General features: G+C 72.8%; 16 protein-coding genes. 5 read left to right on the top strand and 11 right to left on the bottom strand.

The window, feature by feature from the left end; all coding sequences use genetic code 11:
* Positions 1-20: 20 nt before the first annotated feature.
* The 4 genes from ABT403_RS35265 to ABT403_RS35250 all read right to left on the bottom strand — a co-directional run bounded on the left by ABT403_RS35265 (position 21) and on the right by ABT403_RS35250 (position 4,168).
* Complete coding sequence (locus ABT403_RS35265; RefSeq protein WP_344169344.1) at positions 21-809, bottom strand: aldose epimerase family protein; 789 nt, start codon at positions 807-809, stop codon at positions 21-23.
* Positions 810-867: 58 nt separating this feature from the next.
* Positions 868-1,836: an SRPBCC domain-containing protein gene (locus tag ABT403_RS35260; RefSeq protein WP_351650671.1), complete on the bottom strand. Its 969-nt coding sequence runs from the start codon at positions 1,834-1,836 to the stop codon at positions 868-870.
* 57 nt (positions 1,837-1,893) lie between these two features.
* A complete protein-coding gene (locus ABT403_RS35255) occupies positions 1,894-3,534 on the bottom strand; it encodes a polyamine aminopropyltransferase (protein ID WP_344169350.1) in 1,641 nt (546 codons plus the stop codon).
* Between the two features lie 115 nt (positions 3,535-3,649).
* Entirely contained in the window at positions 3,650-4,168 is a 519-nt protein-coding gene (locus ABT403_RS35250) for a DUF2617 family protein (protein ID WP_344169353.1), read from the bottom strand.
* A gap of 304 nt (positions 4,169-4,472) precedes the next feature.
* On the opposite strand from ABT403_RS35250, the gene ABT403_RS35245 reads away from it, so the two are divergent.
* From ABT403_RS35245 to ABT403_RS35235, 3 genes are all read left to right on the top strand, one after another.
* Positions 4,473-4,781, top strand: a complete 309-nt coding sequence (locus ABT403_RS35245; protein WP_344169356.1) for a hypothetical protein — start codon at positions 4,473-4,475, stop codon at positions 4,779-4,781.
* 114 nt (positions 4,782-4,895) lie between these two features.
* Positions 4,896-6,080, top strand: a complete 1,185-nt coding sequence (locus ABT403_RS35240; RefSeq protein ID WP_344169359.1) for a pyridoxal phosphate-dependent aminotransferase — start codon at positions 4,896-4,898, stop codon at positions 6,078-6,080.
* Positions 6,081-6,088: 8 nt separating this feature from the next.
* Complete coding sequence (locus ABT403_RS35235) at positions 6,089-7,237, top strand: hypothetical protein (protein WP_344169362.1); 1,149 nt, start codon at positions 6,089-6,091, stop codon at positions 7,235-7,237.
* Positions 7,238-7,258: 21 nt separating this feature from the next.
* On the opposite strand, the gene ABT403_RS35230 is transcribed toward ABT403_RS35235, so the two are convergent.
* Together ABT403_RS35230 and clpB are read right to left on the bottom strand one after the other, a co-directional pair.
* Complete coding sequence (locus ABT403_RS35230) at positions 7,259-7,795, bottom strand: type III secretion system chaperone family protein (protein ID WP_344169365.1); 537 nt, start codon at positions 7,793-7,795, stop codon at positions 7,259-7,261.
* A 197-nt stretch (positions 7,796-7,992) separates the two neighbouring features.
* Positions 7,993-10,590, bottom strand: coding sequence for an ATP-dependent chaperone ClpB (clpB, locus tag ABT403_RS35225; RefSeq protein ID WP_344169368.1), 2,598 nt, complete (start codon positions 10,588-10,590; stop codon positions 7,993-7,995).
* Positions 10,591-10,703: 113 nt separating this feature from the next.
* Here clpB and ABT403_RS35220 point away from each other — a divergent pair, with 113 nt between their 5' ends.
* The gene (locus ABT403_RS35220) at positions 10,704-11,123 is read left to right on the top strand and encodes a pyridoxamine 5'-phosphate oxidase family protein (RefSeq protein ID WP_344169371.1); all 420 of its coding nucleotides are present in this window, start codon (positions 10,704-10,706) and stop codon (positions 11,121-11,123) included.
* A 186-nt stretch (positions 11,124-11,309) separates the two neighbouring features.
* Here ABT403_RS35220 and ABT403_RS35215 read toward each other — a convergent pair whose 3' ends face one another.
* Positions 11,310-11,624 (bottom strand): Rieske (2Fe-2S) protein, encoded by a 315-nt coding sequence (locus ABT403_RS35215; protein ID WP_042820115.1) that lies wholly within the window; start codon positions 11,622-11,624, stop codon positions 11,310-11,312.
* Positions 11,625-11,957: 333 nt separating this feature from the next.
* Between ABT403_RS35215 and ABT403_RS35210 the strand changes: the two genes are divergently transcribed.
* Positions 11,958-13,004 carry a helix-turn-helix transcriptional regulator gene (locus tag ABT403_RS35210; RefSeq protein ID WP_344169376.1) on the top strand — a complete coding sequence of 349 codons (1,047 nt, stop codon included), beginning with the start codon at positions 11,958-11,960 and terminating at the stop codon, positions 13,002-13,004.
* Positions 13,005-13,175: 171 nt separating this feature from the next.
* On the opposite strand, the gene ABT403_RS35205 is transcribed toward ABT403_RS35210, so the two are convergent.
* From ABT403_RS35205 to ABT403_RS35190, 4 genes are all read right to left on the bottom strand, one after another.
* Positions 13,176-13,640: a heat shock protein transcriptional repressor HspR gene (locus tag ABT403_RS35205; protein ID WP_079428299.1), complete on the bottom strand. Its 465-nt coding sequence runs from the start codon at positions 13,638-13,640 to the stop codon at positions 13,176-13,178.
* Between the two features lies 1 nt (position 13,641).
* On the bottom strand, positions 13,642-14,817 hold the full coding sequence (gene dnaJ, locus ABT403_RS35200) for a molecular chaperone DnaJ (protein ID WP_344169381.1): 1,176 nt from the start codon (positions 14,815-14,817) through the stop codon (positions 13,642-13,644).
* Between the two features lie 39 nt (positions 14,818-14,856).
* Positions 14,857-15,513: a nucleotide exchange factor GrpE gene (gene grpE / locus ABT403_RS35195; protein ID WP_344169384.1), complete on the bottom strand. Its 657-nt coding sequence runs from the start codon at positions 15,511-15,513 to the stop codon at positions 14,857-14,859.
* Positions 15,513-16,022: Hsp70 family protein (locus ABT403_RS35190; RefSeq protein ID WP_351650665.1), on the bottom strand; the 510-nt coding region annotated here is incomplete at its 5' end. The genes ABT403_RS35190 and grpE, both read right to left, overlap by 1 nt.

The raw sequence follows: 16,022 nt of genomic DNA, 5'->3' as shown, positions 1-16,022 counted from the left end.
CCGTCGAGCTTAGTTGGACGCTAGCCGAGCCGGCGCCAGGTCCAGGTCGTGGAGACCTCCAGCGGGTCCACCGGGGTGACCAGGCGCGGAAGGGTGTTCAGGCCGTTCGGCGGACCCGACTGCGGTTCGACGCAGACGGCCTCGGGCTCCTCGTCGTACACGACCACCCATTCGGCGGGGCTGGCGACCTTCAGCTCCAGCTGCCCGGGCCAGGTGAGGGTGACGTCCACCCCGTAGGGCATCCCGAAGCAGTCGTCCCAGGGGCCGGGGAGGGGGTCGATCCGGCGGCCGGTGGGCAGGTGGTCCTCCCCGCGCTCCTCCTGCCAGGCGGGCTCGAAGGCGATCCGAGCCTCCTCGCCGCCGCTGGTCAGGGTGCGGTTGAACCAGGGGTGCCAGCCGGCCTGGGCCGGGAAGGAGTCCTGGTACGTCTCCACGCCCAGGGTGATCTTCAGTGAGTCCCCGGCCAGCTCGAAGACCTGGGTAACCCGGCCCGCGTACGGCCAGGGGTCGGCCAGGTCGAAGTAGAAGGCCGCCCCGGTGCCGGTCACGCCGGCGGTCCGCCAGGGCAGGTCGCGGCCGAGGCCGTGGATGGCGTGCGGGGGGTGGTTGACGGGCAGCTGGTGGAGGGTGCCGCCGTCGCGGAACCGGCCGTTCTCGGTGCGGCCGCACCAGGGGACCATCGGGAAGGACCCGTAGCGCGGTCCCTGGCGCAGCAGCTCCACGCCGTCGACGCGCAGGCTGCCGATCCGGCAGCCGTTCTCCTGGTCGATGGTGATGTCGGCGCCGCCGGCGCTCAGTTGCGTACTCATACGGCCGACCCTACGGCGACCGGGGTCGGCGGCCGCTCAACAACGGCTCGGCGGCGGTTCAGCGACGGCGGCGCAGCGCTCGTCCGACGACCACCGCCGAGGCCAGGGCCAGGGCCGCCGCAGGGGCGATCCAGCGCAGGGCGGGACCGCTGCCGCCGGCCGAAGGGGCCGGGACGGGGGCGTAACGGCCGCGCGGCGGCGCGTGGTCGACCTCCTCGGCGCTGCGGCCGATCATCGTGCGGCGGGCGTGGGCGGCCTCGGCCGGGGGGTTCGCCGGGGCGGTGGGATCGCCGGGGACGGCGGCCGCACCGGCCGCGGCGCCCTCCCCGGTCCCGTCGAGCTCCGGGAGCCCGGCGAAGTCGGGCAGGTCGGGCAGGTCGGGGAAGTCCTCGTCCAGGAAGGGGTCGAGGGACGGCGGGGGCACCTCGGCGTCGAACACGGACTCCGCGACCGCCTCCGGTCCGCCGCCCTCCTCCGGCGCGGACTCCTCCGGTTTCCACGGTCCGGCGGCTTCGGCCAGGTTCGCGCAGAGCCGGTCGAGGAGCCGCCGGAGGGCGGTGGTCAGGGCCTCGGCGTCGAAGGCCGCGGCCCGCCCGTCGGCGGTGGCGGTCACGTCGAACTCCAGCCGGGTACCGCCCTCGTGGGGGGTCAGGCTCAGCCCGATGGCGAGCGTGGCGCTGCCGGAGCCCCGGACCTCGGCGCCCTCGCCCCGCACGGTGAAGTGCTCCGGATCCCGCTCGGTCACCGCCAGCGTCCCCCGGTAGGTCACGGTGGCCGAGCCGACGCGCAGCCGCAGCCGCCCGGCGACCGGCCCGCCGGAGCCCGGGCCGCCATCCCCGCCGGAACCCGCGCCCCCACCGACGACACCGGCGTCCTCCCCGGAGCCCGCCGCCGGGCCCGAGTCCGCCGCCGGGCCGGAGTCGGCGTCCCGCTGGAGGCCGGGCACGCAGCGCGCCACCCGGGCGGGGTCGCGCAGCACGGCGCGCAGATCGTCTGCCGGTACCGGGACGAACACCTGATGCTCCATGCGGTCGAGCCTACCGACGAGAGCCGCCCCTGCACACGGACGCGACGCCCCCGCGGCTCAGGAGTAGCGCGGGTGCGGGAGCGTGGAGGGCGGCAGGCCGGTCAGCCGGGTGCGGGCCGCGTCCCGGGCGGCGTCCTGGAGGCCCCGGGTGGACACCGCGCGCAGGGCGGGCGTGTCGCGGTCCACCCGCAGCTCGGGGACCCGGTCCCGGGAGGCGAGGACGAAGCCCCAGTCCTGCGGCGGGGCGTCGGAGCCGCCGAGGGTGCGGTCGGGCCCGGCGGCGAAGCCGGAGAGGCGGCCGCCCGCGCTGTAGGGGGTGGTGAGCAGGCCGGCGGCGCGCAGGGTGGACTCGACGGTCCAGTACGTACGGGGCCGGGTGGTCAGCGGCCCGGCGTGCACGGCGATGCGCCCGCCGGGGTTCAGGGCCCGCGCGGCCAGCCCGTAGAACTCCTGCGAGTACAGCTTGGTGCTCGGGGTGATCCCCGGGTCGGGGAGGTCGGAGACGATCACGTCGAACCGGTCGCGCGCGGCGGGCCCCCGCAGCCAGCGGAAGGCGTCCTGGGAGACGACGCCCAGGCGCGGGTCCTCGTAGGCGCGCCCGTTGAGGGCGGAGAGCATGGGATCGGTGCGGGCGAGCTCGACCACCCCGGGGTCGAGCTCGACGACGGTGACGGAGGCGACGTCCGGGTAGCGCAGCACCTCGCGGGCGGCGAGCCCGTCACCGCCGCCGAGGACCAGGACCCGGGCGTGCGGGCCGGTCATCGCGGGGTGGACCAGGGCCTCGTGGTAGCGGTACTCGTCGTAGCCGCTGACCCGCAGCCGCCCGTCGAGGTAGAGGTCGAGGGAGCGCGGGGAGCCGGTGGAGGGGCCGGTCAGCACCAGCTCCTGCACCCCGGTCTGCACCGCGACCCGTACCTCGCCGCCGTAGACGGCGGTGCGCGCGACCCGCTCGAAGTCGTCGGCGAGCAGGGTGGCGCAGGCCAGCCCGGCGAGCACCAGGGCGTTGACCGCGAGGAGCAGCCAGCGGCAGCGCCGGCTGAGGTCGCGGCGGAACAGCCACAGGACGAGCCCGCCGCCGACGACGGCGTTGACGGTGCCGGTGAGCATGGCCCCGGTGAGCTGGCCGAGCACGGGGAGCAGCAGGAAGGGGAAGGCCAGCCCGCCGACCAGGGCGCCCACGTAGTCGGCGGCGAACAGGTCGGCGACGGCCCCGCCGGCGTCCTGTCTGCGGATGCGCTGGATGAGGACCATCAGCAGGGGGATCTCGGCGCCGATGAGGACCCCGATGGCGAAGGAGAACGCGACGAGCGCGGGCCGGGACTCGCCCAGCCAGGCGAAGCTCGCGTAGAGGGCCATGGCGGAGAAGCCGCCGAGCAGGGCGAGCCCGGCCTCGATGGCGGCGAACCCGAAGGCGGGCCGGGCGCGCAGCCGTTTGGCGAGGAGCGAGCCGACGCCCATGGCGAAGACCATGACGGACAGCACGACCGACGCCTGGGTGACGGAGTCGCCGATGAGGTACGAGCCGAGGGCGAGCAGCTCCAGTTCGTACACGAGCCCGCAGGCGGCGCAGACGAACACCGTGGCCAGGACGAGGAGTCGGCCGGTCCGGGGCTGTACGGGCAGGGCGGCCTGGACGGTCTGCACGCCCCGCGGCTCCGCCGCCGGGAGCACCCCGCGGGGGGCGGAACGGTCGATCATGCAGCGAACCGTACGTCACCGCCCACTGACACCCTGTCACCCACATGGGTGTAAGTGCCCCACTGATCCCGCCAGTTGGCGTAATCCCTACGCAACGTGGCGTACGGGACGGACGCTAGACCGGAGCCCCCATCCGCACGCCCACCCGGGTGCGGGTCGCCACCAGCTGCCCCTCCTGCGGATACGCGTGCCAGGTCCGCCAGCGCACCTGCCCCTCGTGCCGCTGCGCGAGCATCGCGGTGAAGGCGTGCGGGTCGCCCGGGAAGGTCCCCGCTAGGCCGTTCGGGTGGTCCGCGACCAGGGCGAGGAGCTCCTGGGCCCGTCCCGCGAAGGAGCCGCGCGAGAGGGTCTCGACGCGCGCGGCGAACTCGTACTCCCAGTCCCCCACCCGCTTCGCCACGCCCAGCGGCAGCGGCGTACGGCTGCCGGGCATGCAGGCGACCGTCTCCGAGCAGCGCACCTCGCCCTCCTCCAGGAGCACCTGATGGGAGGCGCCGAGCAGACGCAACTCCACCTTCGCGTCCTGGAGCTGGAGGTTCAGTACGGCCAGGGCGGGCAGCCGGTCGCGTCCCAGGGCCCAGGCGAGATCGGCGGCACGCGTGTCGGTGTAGGTGGTCTGGAGGGTCGTGAGCATGAGTCGGCTCCGCAAACGCGCGAGGGAGAGGGGCCGGGGCCCGCCAGCGGTATGCAACGGGTGGGGGGACACCGGCACGGGTCCTGGGGGTCGCCCCCAGCGGTAGCTGGGGGAGAAGTCCAGGGAGGTCCTCCGAGGACTGGTCTACTCAACCGAGGGAATCATGAAAGGCACGGCACTCACAGCGTTTTTACCCAACTTGACGGGGTTTACATCCCCTCGGGGGCTACCCGGTTCACGTGTTCAAGAACAGGCCGTCCGTACGCCTTCGTACGCACCCGAACAAGAAGACGCCCGAAGGAAGTTGTCCCCACCGGGCGCCCTGTCCACGCGGCCCGCGGCCGCACCGTTCCAGTGTCAGCTGCCCCCGCACCCGCCGCCACCGCAGGACGAGCCGCAGGACGACCCGCAGGAGGACGAGGAACCGCACGACGAGGAGGAGCCGCAGGAGGACGAGGAGCCCCCGCCGCCCGCCCACCAGCTGCCACCGGAACCCCCGCCGCTGCCGAATCCGCCGCCTCCGCCGGAGAGCTTCTTCGCGACCCAGACGACCACGCCCGCGATCGCCGCGACGATGACCACGACGACGACCATGTCCTCGCCCCCTTCCTGACCGACGCCCCGGTCCCCCGGGGGCGCGGGATCCCCTCGTCCCGCGTGCAGGGGGGATGCCCGCAGGCCAAACCCGCCAAAGCACACTTGAGCAACTCCAGAGGTTCCCCGCAGGATGGCGCCCATGAGCGCACCCGTGGGCAGCGACCGCCCCTTCCTGAACCGCCGCCTCGCGGCCTTCGGCACCACGATCTTCGCGGAGATGTCGGCGCTGGCCGCCCGCACCGGGTCCATCAACCTCGGCCAGGGCTTCCCCGACACCGACGGCCCCGCCGAGGTCGCCGAAGCGGCCGTCCGGGCGATCCGCGACGGCCGCGGCAACCAGTACCCGCCGGGCCCCGGCGTCCCCGAACTCCGCGAGGCGATCGCCGCCCACCAGCGGCGCTTCTATAACCTCGACCACGACCCCGACACCGAGGTGCTGGTCACCGCGGGCGCCACCGAGGCCATCGCCGCCGCCCTCCTTGCCCTCCTCGAACCGGGCGACGAGGTCATCGCCCTGGAGCCCTTCTACGACTCCTACGCCGCCTGCATCGCCATGGCGGGCGCCGTCCGCGTCCCGCTCACCCTGCGCGCCCCGGACTTCCGCCCCGACCTCGACGCCCTGCGCGACGCCGTCACCCCGCGCACCCGCCTGCTGCTGCTCAACACCCCGCACAACCCGACCGGCACCGTCCTCACCCCCGCGGAACTCGCCGCCATCGCCGAACTCGCCGTCGAGCGGAACCTCCTCGTCGTCACCGACGAGGTCTACGAGCACCTGGTCTTCGAGGGCGCCCACACCCCGCTGGCCTCCCTGCCCGGGATGCGCGAGCGCACCGTCACCATCTCCTCCGCCGGCAAGACCTTCTCCTTCACCGGCTGGAAGGTCGGCTGGATCACCGCCCCGCCCGCACTGGTCTCGGCCGTCCGCTCGGCGAAGCAGTTCCTCACCTACGTCTCCTCCGGCCCCTTCCAGTACGCCGTCGCCGAGGCCCTCGCCCTCCCCGACACCTACTACGACGCCTTCCGCGCCGACCTCGCCGCCAAGCGCGACCTGCTCGCCGACGGACTCACCGCCGCCGGCCTGCGGGTCTTCCGCCCGCAGGGCACCTACTTCATCACCACCGACGTCTCACCCCTGGGCGAGAAGGACGGCCTGGCCTTCTGCCGCGCCCTGCCCGAGCGCTGCGGGGTGGTCGCCATCCCGAACCAGGTCTTCTACGACGACCGCGAGGCCGGCGCCACCCAGGTCCGCTGGGCCTTCTGCAAGAAGACGGAGGTCCTCCGCGAAGCCGTGGACCGCCTCAGGGCCCTCTAGGGCCCGGCATGGACGCCACGACGAGACGGACCGCGCCCGCCCCCGCACCGGCCCCGTGGCGGCGGGAGCCCGCCCGGGCCACCGGGCGGGCTCTCGCGGTGTTCGCCGCCGTGCGCGGGGGCGGGGCGCTGGTGATCGCCCTCGGGGCCTGGTGGGCCGGGCGCGACCCCGTGAAGGTGCTCGGCGGCTCCTGGGACTCCTTCTGGTACCTGTCCATCGCCGCCCACGGCTACGGGCGCACCCAGATGTGGCCCGCCTCCGACTCCATCCAGAGCGACGCCGCCTTCTTCCCGCTGTTCCCGGTGCTGACGCACCTCTTCGGCGGCGGCCCCGTCGCCGCCCTGGCGGTGGCCTGGACGGCGGCGGGCGCCGCCGCCGCCGGGGTGTACCGGATCGGGGAGCGGCTGCTCGGGCCGCGGGCCGGGGTGCTGCTCGTCGCGCTGTGGGCCTCTCTGCCGCACGCGGTGGTGCTGACCCTCGCCTACACCGAGCCGCTGCTGTGCGCGCTGGCCGCCTGGGCCCTGTACGCCCTGCTGCGCGAGCGCTGGCTCTGGGCGGCCGCCCTGGCGGTGCTCGCCGGGCTGACCCGGCCCACCGGGATCGCCGTGGCCGCCGCCGTGAGCGCCGTGGCCCTGCGGGAGCTGCTGAGGGGCGGCCGCGCGCCCGCGGTGTGGGCGGCCGGGCTGCTGGCGCCCGCGGGCTGGACGGCGTACGTGGTGGCCGTCGGGGTGCGCCGGCACGAGCCGCTCGGCTACTTCACCGTCCAGCGGCAGTGGGGCTCGCGCTTCGACTTCGGCGCGGGGACGGTGGCCGCCGTGGGCCGGATACTGACCGGCGGGAACGTCACGGTCCCGGTGGCCGTGACGGTGGCCGGGCTGGCCGTGGCCGTGCTGTGCGCGGTGCTCCTGCCGCTGGACCGGGCGCCGCTGCCGCTGCTCGTGTACACGGGGGTCCTGCTGGTGATCACCGTCGGCGGGGCGGGGTTCTTCGAGTCGAAGCCGCGGTTCCTGCTGCCCGCGTTCCCGCTGCTGCTACCGGCGGCCGCCGCGATGGCGAGAGCCCGGCCCCGCACGGCGGTCGCGGTGACCGCCGGCCTGGCCGGGCTCTCGTACGGCTACGGGGCGTACCTCCTGCTCATCGCGAAGGTACCCCTCTAGCGGGCCGTGGGGCGGGGACGCCTACGCGTCGTCCCCGTCCTCGGAGTCGCCCTCCGCGGAGTCGACCTCCTTCTCCAGGCCGAGCTGCTCGATGAGCCACTTGTCGAACTCGATCGACGCGCGGACCCAGCTGACCGTGGAGGACACGAAGTGCTCCAGGCTGACGCCGGTGCCGATCAGCATCTGCGCCTCGCCGATCAGCCGGACGGAGCCGTCGTCGTGCGTGTGGCTGTAGACCTTGGGCCACAGGGTGCGGCGGTTCCAGTCGTCGATCGACTCGAGCAGCTGCGGCTTGTCGTCGATCGCGTGCGGACGGTCGTAGAAGGTCCTGACGGAGAAGACCTGCTGCTCGCCCTCGCCGCGGAACATGAAGTACGTCCGGAAGTCCTCCCACGGCGCCGCGAGGTCACCCTCGTCGTCGACGACGTACTTGAGCTCCATCTGCTCCAGGAGCTGCTTCACCAGATCCTGGTCGGGGACGACGGGGCCCGCCGGTCCTGTGGGCTGCGGTTCGGGCTGCCCCCCGAAGTTCGGAATCGAGGCCGGGTCGATGCTCACCGTGTACTTCCCTTCGTGCGGATACAGCCATCCTCCACCATCGCGCCCACCCCCTGTCCACCCCCGCACCACCGATCCGCTCCGGGCGGACAGGAGTGCCCGGCGGTCCTTACCGGTGCGACACTGCTACGCCCGCCGGGCGGCCTCCCCCGCCCGCGGCACGTCCTGGAACCGGTCGACGTCGAAGACCCGGCCCCTTACAGGGCCCGGCCGACCAGCAGGTCGTCGCCGGCCACGTCGACGCGGACCGTGTCGCCGTCCCTGACCTCGCCGGAGAGGATCTCCTTGGCCAGGCGGTCGCCCACCGCCGTCTGGATCAGGCGGCGCAGCGGGCGGGCGCCGTACGCCGGGTCGTTGCCCTTGTCGGCCAGCCAGGCCAGGGCCTCGGGCGTGACGTCCAGGGCCAGGCGGCGGTCGGCGAGGCGCTTCGCCAGGCGGGCGATCTGGAGCTCGGCGATGTGCGCCAGCTCGTCCCGGGTGAGGGCCGAGAAGACGACGAGGTCGTCCAGGCGGTTGAGGAACTCCGGCTTGAAGCTCGCCCGGACCACCTCCAGGACGCGTTCCTTCTTGTCCTCGGGCGTGGCGACCGGGTCCACGAGGAACTGGCTGCCCAGGTTCGAGGTCAGGATCAGGATGGTGTTGCGGAAGTCGACGGTGCGGCCCTGGCCGTCGGTGAGGCGGCCGTCGTCGAGCACCTGGAGGAGGATGTCGAAGACCTCCGGGTGGGCCTTCTCGACCTCGTCCAGCAGCACCACGCTGTACGGGCGGCGGCGGACGGCCTCGGTGAGCTGGCCGCCCTCCTCGTAGCCCACGTAGCCGGGCGGGGCGCCGACGAGCCGGGCCACGCTGTGCTTCTCGGAGTACTCCGACATGTCGATGCGAACCATGGCCCGCTCGTCGTCGAAGAGGAAGTCCGCGAGGGCCTTGGCCAGCTCGGTCTTGCCGACGCCCGTGGGGCCCAGGAAGAGGAACGAGCCGGTCGGCCGGTCCGGGTCGGCGATGCCGGCCCGGGTGCGGCGCACGGCGTCGGCGACGGCCCGTACGGCCTCGGTCTGGCCGATCAGGCGGCGCCCCAGCTCCTCCTCCATGCGCAGGAGCTTCTGGGTCTCCCCCTCCAGGAGGCGGCCGGCCGGGATGCCGGTCCAGGCGCCGACCACGTCCGCGATGTCGTCCGGGCCGACCTCGTCCTTGACCATGCTGTCCTTGACCGGGCCTGCCTTGGCCTCCGCCTCCTCCTCCGTGGCCTCGGCCAGCTCGTGCTCCAGCGCGGGGATCTCCCCGTAGAGCAGCTTGGAGGCGGAGTCGAAGTCCCCGTCGCGCTGGGCGCGCTCGGCCTGGCCGCGCAGGTCGTCCAGGCGCTCCTTGAGCTCGCCGACCCGGTTGAGGGACTGCTTCTCCTTCTCCCAGCGGGCGGTGAGGCCGCGCAGCTCCTCCTCCTTGTCGGCGAGGTCCTTGCGCAGCTTGTCCAGGCGCTCGATCGAGGCCGGGTCGGACTCGTTCCGCAGCGCCAGCTCCTCCATGCGCAGCCGGTCGACGGAGCGCTGGAGCTCGTCGATCTCCAGCGGGGAGGAGTCGATCTCCATGCGCAGCCGGGAGGCGGCCTCGTCGACGAGGTCGATGGCCTTGTCGGGGAGGAAGCGGGAGGTGATGTACCGGTCGGAGAGGGTGGCGGCGGCGACGAGGGCGCTGTCGTTGATGACGACCTTGTGGTGGGCCTCGTAGCGGCCCTTGAGGCCGCGCAGGATGGCGATGGTGTCCTCGACGGTGGGCTCGGCGACCAGCACCTGCTGGAAGCGGCGCTCCAGCGCCGGGTCCTTCTCGATGCGCTCGCGGTACTCGTCGAGGGTGGTGGCGCCGACCATCCGCAGCTCGCCGCGGGCCAGCATGGGCTTGAGCATGTTGCCCGCGTCCATGGCGGAGTCCCCGCCGGCGCCGGCGCCGACGACGGTGTGCAGCTCGTCGATGAAGGTGATGATCTGGCCCTCGCTCGACTTGATCTCGGCGAGGACGGTCTTGAGGCGCTCCTCGAACTCGCCCCGGTACTTCGCGCCGGCGACCATCGCGCCGAGGTCGAGGGAGACGAGCCGCTTGTTCTTCAGGGACTCGGGGACGTCGCCCTTGACGATGCGCTGGGCGAGGCCCTCGACGACGGCGGTCTTGCCGACGCCGGGCTCGCCGATGAGCACCGGGTTGTTCTTCGTGCGGCGCGAGAGGACCTGGACGACGCGCCGGATCTCGTGGTCGCGGCCGATGACGGGGTCGAGCTTGCCCTCGCGGGCGGCGGCCGTGAAGTCGGTGCCGAACTTCTCCAGGGCCTTGTACCGGCCCTCGGGGTCGGGGGTGGTCACCCGCCGTCCTCCTCGTGCGTTCTCGAAGGCGGCCAGCAGCTTCTTCGCGGTCGCGCCCTGGTCGGAAAGGACCTCACCGGCCCGGCCGCCCTTGGCGGCGACGGCGATGAGGAGGTGTTCGGTGGAGAGGTAGTCGTCGCCGAGGGCCTTCGCCCGGGAGTCGGCCTCGGCGAGCACGGCGAGCAAGTCGCGGCTGGGCTGCGGCGGCGCGACCGTGGAGCCGGTGACGCTGGGCAGGGCGGCGAGCAGCCGCTCCGCGCCGGCGCGGACGGCGGCCTGGTCGGCCTCGGTCGCGGCGAGCAGGTCGGTGATGTTCTCGTTGTCCTCGCCGGCGAGCAGGGCCAGCAGCAGGTGCGCGGGGGTCAGGTCGGCGTGGCCGTCCTTGACGGCCCTGCTGGTGGCCGCGTTCAGCGCGTCACGGCTCTTGTTGGTCAGCTCGGCGTCCACTCTCGGTTCTCCTCTCCGGCGGGGCGGGTGCGTAACTCTGACAGGTTCAGCGTCTGCAAAGTTGAGTCTATTCCACTCAAGGCCGGTTTCGGTGCGCACCTATGCTTCGGACCATGCCTGTTTCGAAGCCGGTCCACGACGTACTCAACCCGACGCCCGCATACCTCGCCTTCTGGCGGGAGCGGCACGTCTGCACCCTGACCACCCCCCGGCCCGACGGCACCCCGCACGTGGTCCCGGTGGGCGTGACCTACGACCCGGAGGCCGGGATCGCACGGGTGATCAGCAGCAAGCACAGCAAGAAGGTGCGCAACGTGCTGGAGGCGCCGGACGGCGCCGCGCGCGTGGCGGTGTGCCAGATGGAGGGCCGGCGCTGGGCCACCCTGGAGGGGCGCGCGGTGGTCCGTACGGACGAGGCCTCGGTCGCCGACGCGGTACGCCGCTACGCGGAGCGGTACGGGCGCACGCCCTCGCCGAACCCGGACCGGGTGGTCCTGGAGATCGTCCTCGACCGGGCCATGGGGCGCGCCTGAGGAAAAACGGCCGGATTCGAGCGGTCCTCAAGCGGCCCGCTAGCGGTTCTCAGCGAATCCCCGGCGGGATGTCCGGTTCGGGCACTGGACGCGGACAGCACAACGGCGCCATCGTGGTCAGGTCCACGATGGCGCCGTTGTGTGGGGGTAGCACCTGGAGCGATCTGCAACGACGGGGGAATCGCCTCAGGCACTGCGGGGGGTGGCGGTGGTGATATCGGGTTCGAAGAGCTGGTGATCACGCTGATCGAGGTTGACGAAGACCATGCCGTACCGCACTTCACAGCGGACGGGCTGCGGTGCGCCCCGGGGGCGGCGCAGGCAGCGGTAGGCACGGACGTCCTCGTCCTCCTCGCGCACGATGACGATCGGCTGGCCGAACAGGGTGACCATCAGCGAGTCGCCGGCGTAGGGGATCGCCGTCGCGAGGTCGATGAACTGCCAGCCGGAGCGGTACGCCGATGCCATCTCTCGCCGGAAGTCGCGGTCGTCGGGGGTCATCAGGCTGCCTTCGCAGGCATGGTGTCCCAGCCGAGATCGGTACCGAGGGCTTCGGTACGCGAGCTGGGGGCCACGTCCCAGCCGAGGTCGGGCTTACCGGCCGGACCGGAGGCCGCGAGAGCAGCCGGTCCCGCGCTTCCCGCGCCCCCGCCGACGGCGGCGGCCGTCCCGAAGACCGCAACGGCGGAGAAAACAACGGCAAGCGCCGAGCGAAGCATTCTCTTATACATGGTCGGCTTCGTCCTCACTTGATGGAATCCTCTCCCCCGCACTGTCAGACGATGGCTCATTCAGGCACGTCAGTGCCACAGGGACGATGCATCATGTTCTTACATGTTCAGGACCCTGGGGGGTGGAGATTTGGTAAGAAGCGAGACAAACCCGACACATCGCCACCCCGTCACGGAGATGTGCGCCGAGGGAGCGCGTGTGTACGCCGCGGCCCTGAGCACCGGCCGCATCGCCCGCGGCGAGGTCAGGAACGCCCCCTGCCTGCTCGAATTCGCCCTCCTGCGACCCGACCCGGATGACGCCAACCAGCTCCGCGCGGTTCCCCCGTCCGTCGCGCTCGCCCAGCGGCTCCATCCCCTCGAACGGGAGATCCAGGACCGCAGGCGCACCGCCGTCGAACTGACCGACGCGTTCGAGCCGTTCCTCACCATCAGCGCCCAGAGCCCCGCCAACACCCACGCCATCACGGTGCTGGAGGGATTCGACCAGATCAACGCGGCCCTCGACCTGGCCACCGCCGAGTGCCACACCGAGGCCCTGACCGTCCAGCCGGGCGGCGGCAGGTCCTCGTTCATCCTCTCCGAGGCCCTGGAACGCGCCCAGCCGCTGATCGACCGCGGGGTCAGCATCCGCACGCTCTACCAGCACACCGTGAGGCACAGTCAGGGCACTCTCGCCTACGTGGACCGGGTGTCCACGGGCAAGGTGGAGATCCGCACGCTGGAAGAGCTCATAGAGCGTCTCATGATCTTCGACCGTACGGTGGCCTTCATCCCGGCGAGCGATGACCGGAAAGTGGCCCTCGAACTGCGCCACCCGGGGCTGATCGACTATCTGATCCGGGTCTTCGAACAGCTGTGGCGCCGGGCCGTCCCCCTCACCGACGAGGTCACGTACACCCACAGCCCCGACGGCATATCGGGCGTCCAGCGCTCCATCGCCCAGCTCCTCATCGAGGGGCACGTCGACGAGGCGATCGCCCGCCGCCTCGGGATGAACGTACGCACCTGCCGCGCCCACATCGCGAAGCTGGCCAACGCCCTCGGCAGCGGCAGCAGGGCGCAGCTGGGCTATCTCATCGCCCAGTCCGGCATCCTGCACAGCGAGGGCGACGCGGAGGCCGCCACGGGCTTCCAGGGGGCCCGCTGAGGGGCTCACGGCGCCCCGCCGAGGCGTTCCGGGGGTCATCCCCGGGGAATATGCCGAAGGCCCCGTCCAGGACCCCGTGAGGGGCCCGGACGGGGCCTTCGTACGCTCTGCCGACCGCGCCGGCGGTCCGGCCGTCGGCGCGGGCCTTCAGCCGGGCCGCCGGCCGGGCCGTCAGTCCATCGGGCGCTTGGGGCGCCAGACGACCAGGGCACTGCCCGGCTGCGGCGGCTGGTACGGGACCAGGTCGCGGCGGTACGAGGCGTGCACCGCGGCCTCGCGGGCCTGGAGCGCGGCGGCCGCCCCGTCCACGGCGGCGGACAGTTCGGCGACGCGCTGCTGGAGCGCGGCCACCTGGTTCTCCAGTTCGATGATCCGCTTGATGCCCGCCAGGTTGATGCCCTCGTCCTGGGACAGCTGCTGCACCGTGCGCAGCAGCTCGATGTCCCGGGCCGAGTAGCGCCGGCCGCGCCCGGCCGTGCGGTCCGGGGAGACCAGGCCGAGGCGGTCGTACTGGCGGAGGGTCTGCGGATGGAGTCCCGAGAGCTGGGCGGCCACCGAGATCACGTAGACCGGGGTCTCGTCGGTCAACTGGTAAGCCCCGTCACCGAAGCGGGACTGTCGTCGGCGGCCTTCCATGTCAAGCTCCCTTCGCGGACTCGAACAGCAGGGCGCGCGGGTCCTCGTCCCCGGTGGCGTCCCGGTACATCTCCAGGGCCTCGCGGGCCTTGTCGGACAGTTCCGCCGGTACCGCGACCTCCACCGTGACCAGCAGGTCGCCCCGGGTGCCGTCCTTGCGGACCGCGCCCTTGCCGCGGGCCCGCATCGTACGGCCCGTCGGGGTGCCCGGGGGCAGCTTCAGCGTCACCGCCGGGCCGCCCAGGGTGGGGACCTTGATGTCGGCGCCCAGGGCCGCCTCGGCGATCGTGACGGGCACGGTCACCGTGAGGTTGTCGCCCTTGCGGCCGAACACCGGGTGCGTCCCGACGTGCACGACGACGTAGAGGTCGCCCGCCGGGCCGCCGCGCTCGCCCGGGGCGCCCTTGCCGCGCAGCCGGATCCGCTGGCCGTCGGAGACGCCCGCCGGGATCCGGACCTGCATGGTCCGGGAGGACTTGGCGCGACCGCTGCCCTTGCAGACCTCGCAGGGGTTCTCCGCGATCAGGCCGCGGCCCTTGCAGTCCGCGCAGGGGTCGGTCAGCGAGAAGCCGCCGCCGCTGCCCCGGGAGACCTGTCCGGTGCCGACGCAGGTCGGGCACACGCGGGGCGTGCCGTTCTTGTCGCCGGTGCCCGAACAGGCCTTGCAGGGGGCCTGCGAGGACATCCGCAGCGGGACGGTCGCCCCGTCCACGGCCTCGGTGAAGGAGAGCGTGACCTCGGACTCGATGTCCTGGCCTCGGCGCGGCTGGGTGCGGGTGCCCGCACCGGCGCCGGCGCCTCGGTTGAACAGGCCGCCGAAGACGTCGCCGAGACCGCCGCCGAAGCCGCCCTGGCCGGCGCCCTGGGCGCCCCCGAAGAGGTCGCCCAGGTCGAAGTTGAACGAGCCGCCCCCGCCCGGACCGGGGCGGAAGCCCCCGTTGCCGAACAGGGCGCGCGCCTCGTCGTACTCCTTGCGCTTCTTGGCGTCGCCGAGGACGTCGTTCGCCTCGGAGATCTCCTTGAAGCGCGCCTCGGCCGAGGCGTCGCCCTTGTTGGCGTCCGGGTGGAACTCGCGGGCGAGCTTCCGGTACGCCTTCTTGATCTCGGCCTCGGTGGCGTCCTTCGGGACACCGAGGACCTTGTAGTAGTCCTTCTCGACGAAGTCCTTCGTGCTCATCCCCGGTGACCCTCCTCTCGGATACCTACATGGTGTGCGTCAGCCCTTGTCGGGGGCATCCGTGTCCTTGTCGGACGGCGTGTCGCCGTCGGCGGACTCGGACTTCGCGGCGGGGGCCGCGCCCGGCTGGGGCTCGGCCACCGCGACCCGCGCGGGGCGGATCGTACGCTCGCCGATCCGGTACCCCGGCTGCAGGATCGCCACGCAGGTCGTCTCGGTGACGTCCGGCGCGTACGAGTGCATCAGGGCCTCGTGGATCGTCGGGTCGAAGGGCTCGCCCTCCTTGCCGAACTGCTGCAGCCCCATCTTGGCGGCGGCCGTCTCCAGCGACTCGGCCACCGACTTGAAGCCGCCGACCACCTCGCCGTGCTCCCGGGCCCGGCCGATGTCGTCCAGGGTCGGGAGGAGCTCCGACAGCAGGTTCGCGACCGCGATCTCCTTGACGGCGACCCGGTCCCGCTCCACGCGGCGGCGGTAGTTCTGGTACTCGGCCTGGAGCCGCTGGAGGTCCGCGGTGCGCTCGCCGAGCGCGGTACGGGCCTGGTCGAGCTGCGCCAGAAGCGCTACGTCCTGAGCTGCGTCCCCGGCCGGGGCCGCCTCCTTCTCCTTGGAGGAGTCGGCGGCCTTCGGCTCGGCGTCGTCCGCGCCGGTGGGGACTTCGGGCTTCTCGTCGAAGCCCGGGGTCTCCTCCGACATCAGACCTGGCCGCCCTTCGGCTTGTCCTCGTCGACGATCTCGGCGTCGACGACGTCGTCGTCGGCCTTGGCCTGGCCCGCGTCACCGGCGCCGCCGGCGGCCTGGGCGGCCTGCGCGTCGGCGTAGATGGCCTGGCCGAGCTTCTGGCTGACCGCGGCGAGCTTCTCCGTGGCGGTGCGGATCTCGGCGGTGTCCTCGCCCTTGAGCTTGTCCTTCAGCTCGGTGACGGCCGTCTCCACCTCGGTCTTGACCTCGGCCGGGACCTTCTCCGCGTTGTCCGCGAGGAACTTCTCCGTCTGGTAGACGAGCTGCTCGCCCTGGTTGCGGGACTCGGCGGCCTCCTTGCGGCGCAGGTCCTCGTCCGCGTACTGCTCCGCCTCCTGGCGCATGCGGTCGACCTCGTCCTTGCCGAGCGAGGAGCCGCCGGTGACGGTCATCTTCTGCTCCTTGCCCGTGCCGAGGTCCTTCGCGGTCACGTGCATGATGCCGTTGGCGTCGATGTCGAAGGA

The sequence above is a fragment of the Streptomyces sp. NPDC000075 genome, assembly GCF_040301925.1.
Taxonomy (GTDB): domain Bacteria; phylum Actinomycetota; class Actinomycetes; order Streptomycetales; family Streptomycetaceae; genus Streptomyces; species Streptomyces polychromogenes.
The sequence above is the reverse complement of the archived record's forward strand: the minus strand, read 5'-3'. Positions and strand labels throughout refer to the sequence as shown.

Bases quoted from the DNA above. Each gene is read 5' to 3' on its own strand.
- ABT403_RS35265 (WP_344169344.1), bottom strand. From the start codon at position 809: ATGAGTACGCAACTGAGCGCCGGCGGCGCCGACATCACCATCGACCAG.
- ABT403_RS35260 (WP_351650671.1), bottom strand. From the start codon at position 1,836: ATGGAGCATCAGGTGTTCGTCCCGGTACCGGCAGACGATCTGCGCGCC.
- ABT403_RS35255 (WP_344169350.1), bottom strand. From the start codon at position 3,534: ATGATCGACCGTTCCGCCCCCCGCGGGGTGCTCCCGGCGGCGGAGCCG.
- ABT403_RS35250 (WP_344169353.1), bottom strand. From the start codon at position 4,168: ATGCTCACGACCCTCCAGACCACCTACACCGACACGCGTGCCGCCGAT.
- ABT403_RS35240 (WP_344169359.1), top strand. From the start codon at position 4,896: ATGGCGCCCATGAGCGCACCCGTGGGCAGCGACCGCCCCTTCCTGAAC.
- ABT403_RS35235 (WP_344169362.1), top strand. From the start codon at position 6,089: ATGGACGCCACGACGAGACGGACCGCGCCCGCCCCCGCACCGGCCCCG.
- ABT403_RS35220 (WP_344169371.1), top strand. From the start codon at position 10,704: ATGCCTGTTTCGAAGCCGGTCCACGACGTACTCAACCCGACGCCCGCA.
- ABT403_RS35215 (WP_042820115.1), bottom strand. From the start codon at position 11,624: ATGACCCCCGACGACCGCGACTTCCGGCGAGAGATGGCATCGGCGTAC.
- ABT403_RS35210 (WP_344169376.1), top strand. From the start codon at position 11,958: ATGTTCAGGACCCTGGGGGGTGGAGATTTGGTAAGAAGCGAGACAAAC.
- ABT403_RS35205 (WP_079428299.1), bottom strand. From the start codon at position 13,640: ATGGAAGGCCGCCGACGACAGTCCCGCTTCGGTGACGGGGCTTACCAG.
- dnaJ (WP_344169381.1), bottom strand. From the start codon at position 14,817: ATGAGCACGAAGGACTTCGTCGAGAAGGACTACTACAAGGTCCTCGGT.
- grpE (WP_344169384.1), bottom strand. From the start codon at position 15,513: ATGTCGGAGGAGACCCCGGGCTTCGACGAGAAGCCCGAAGTCCCCACC.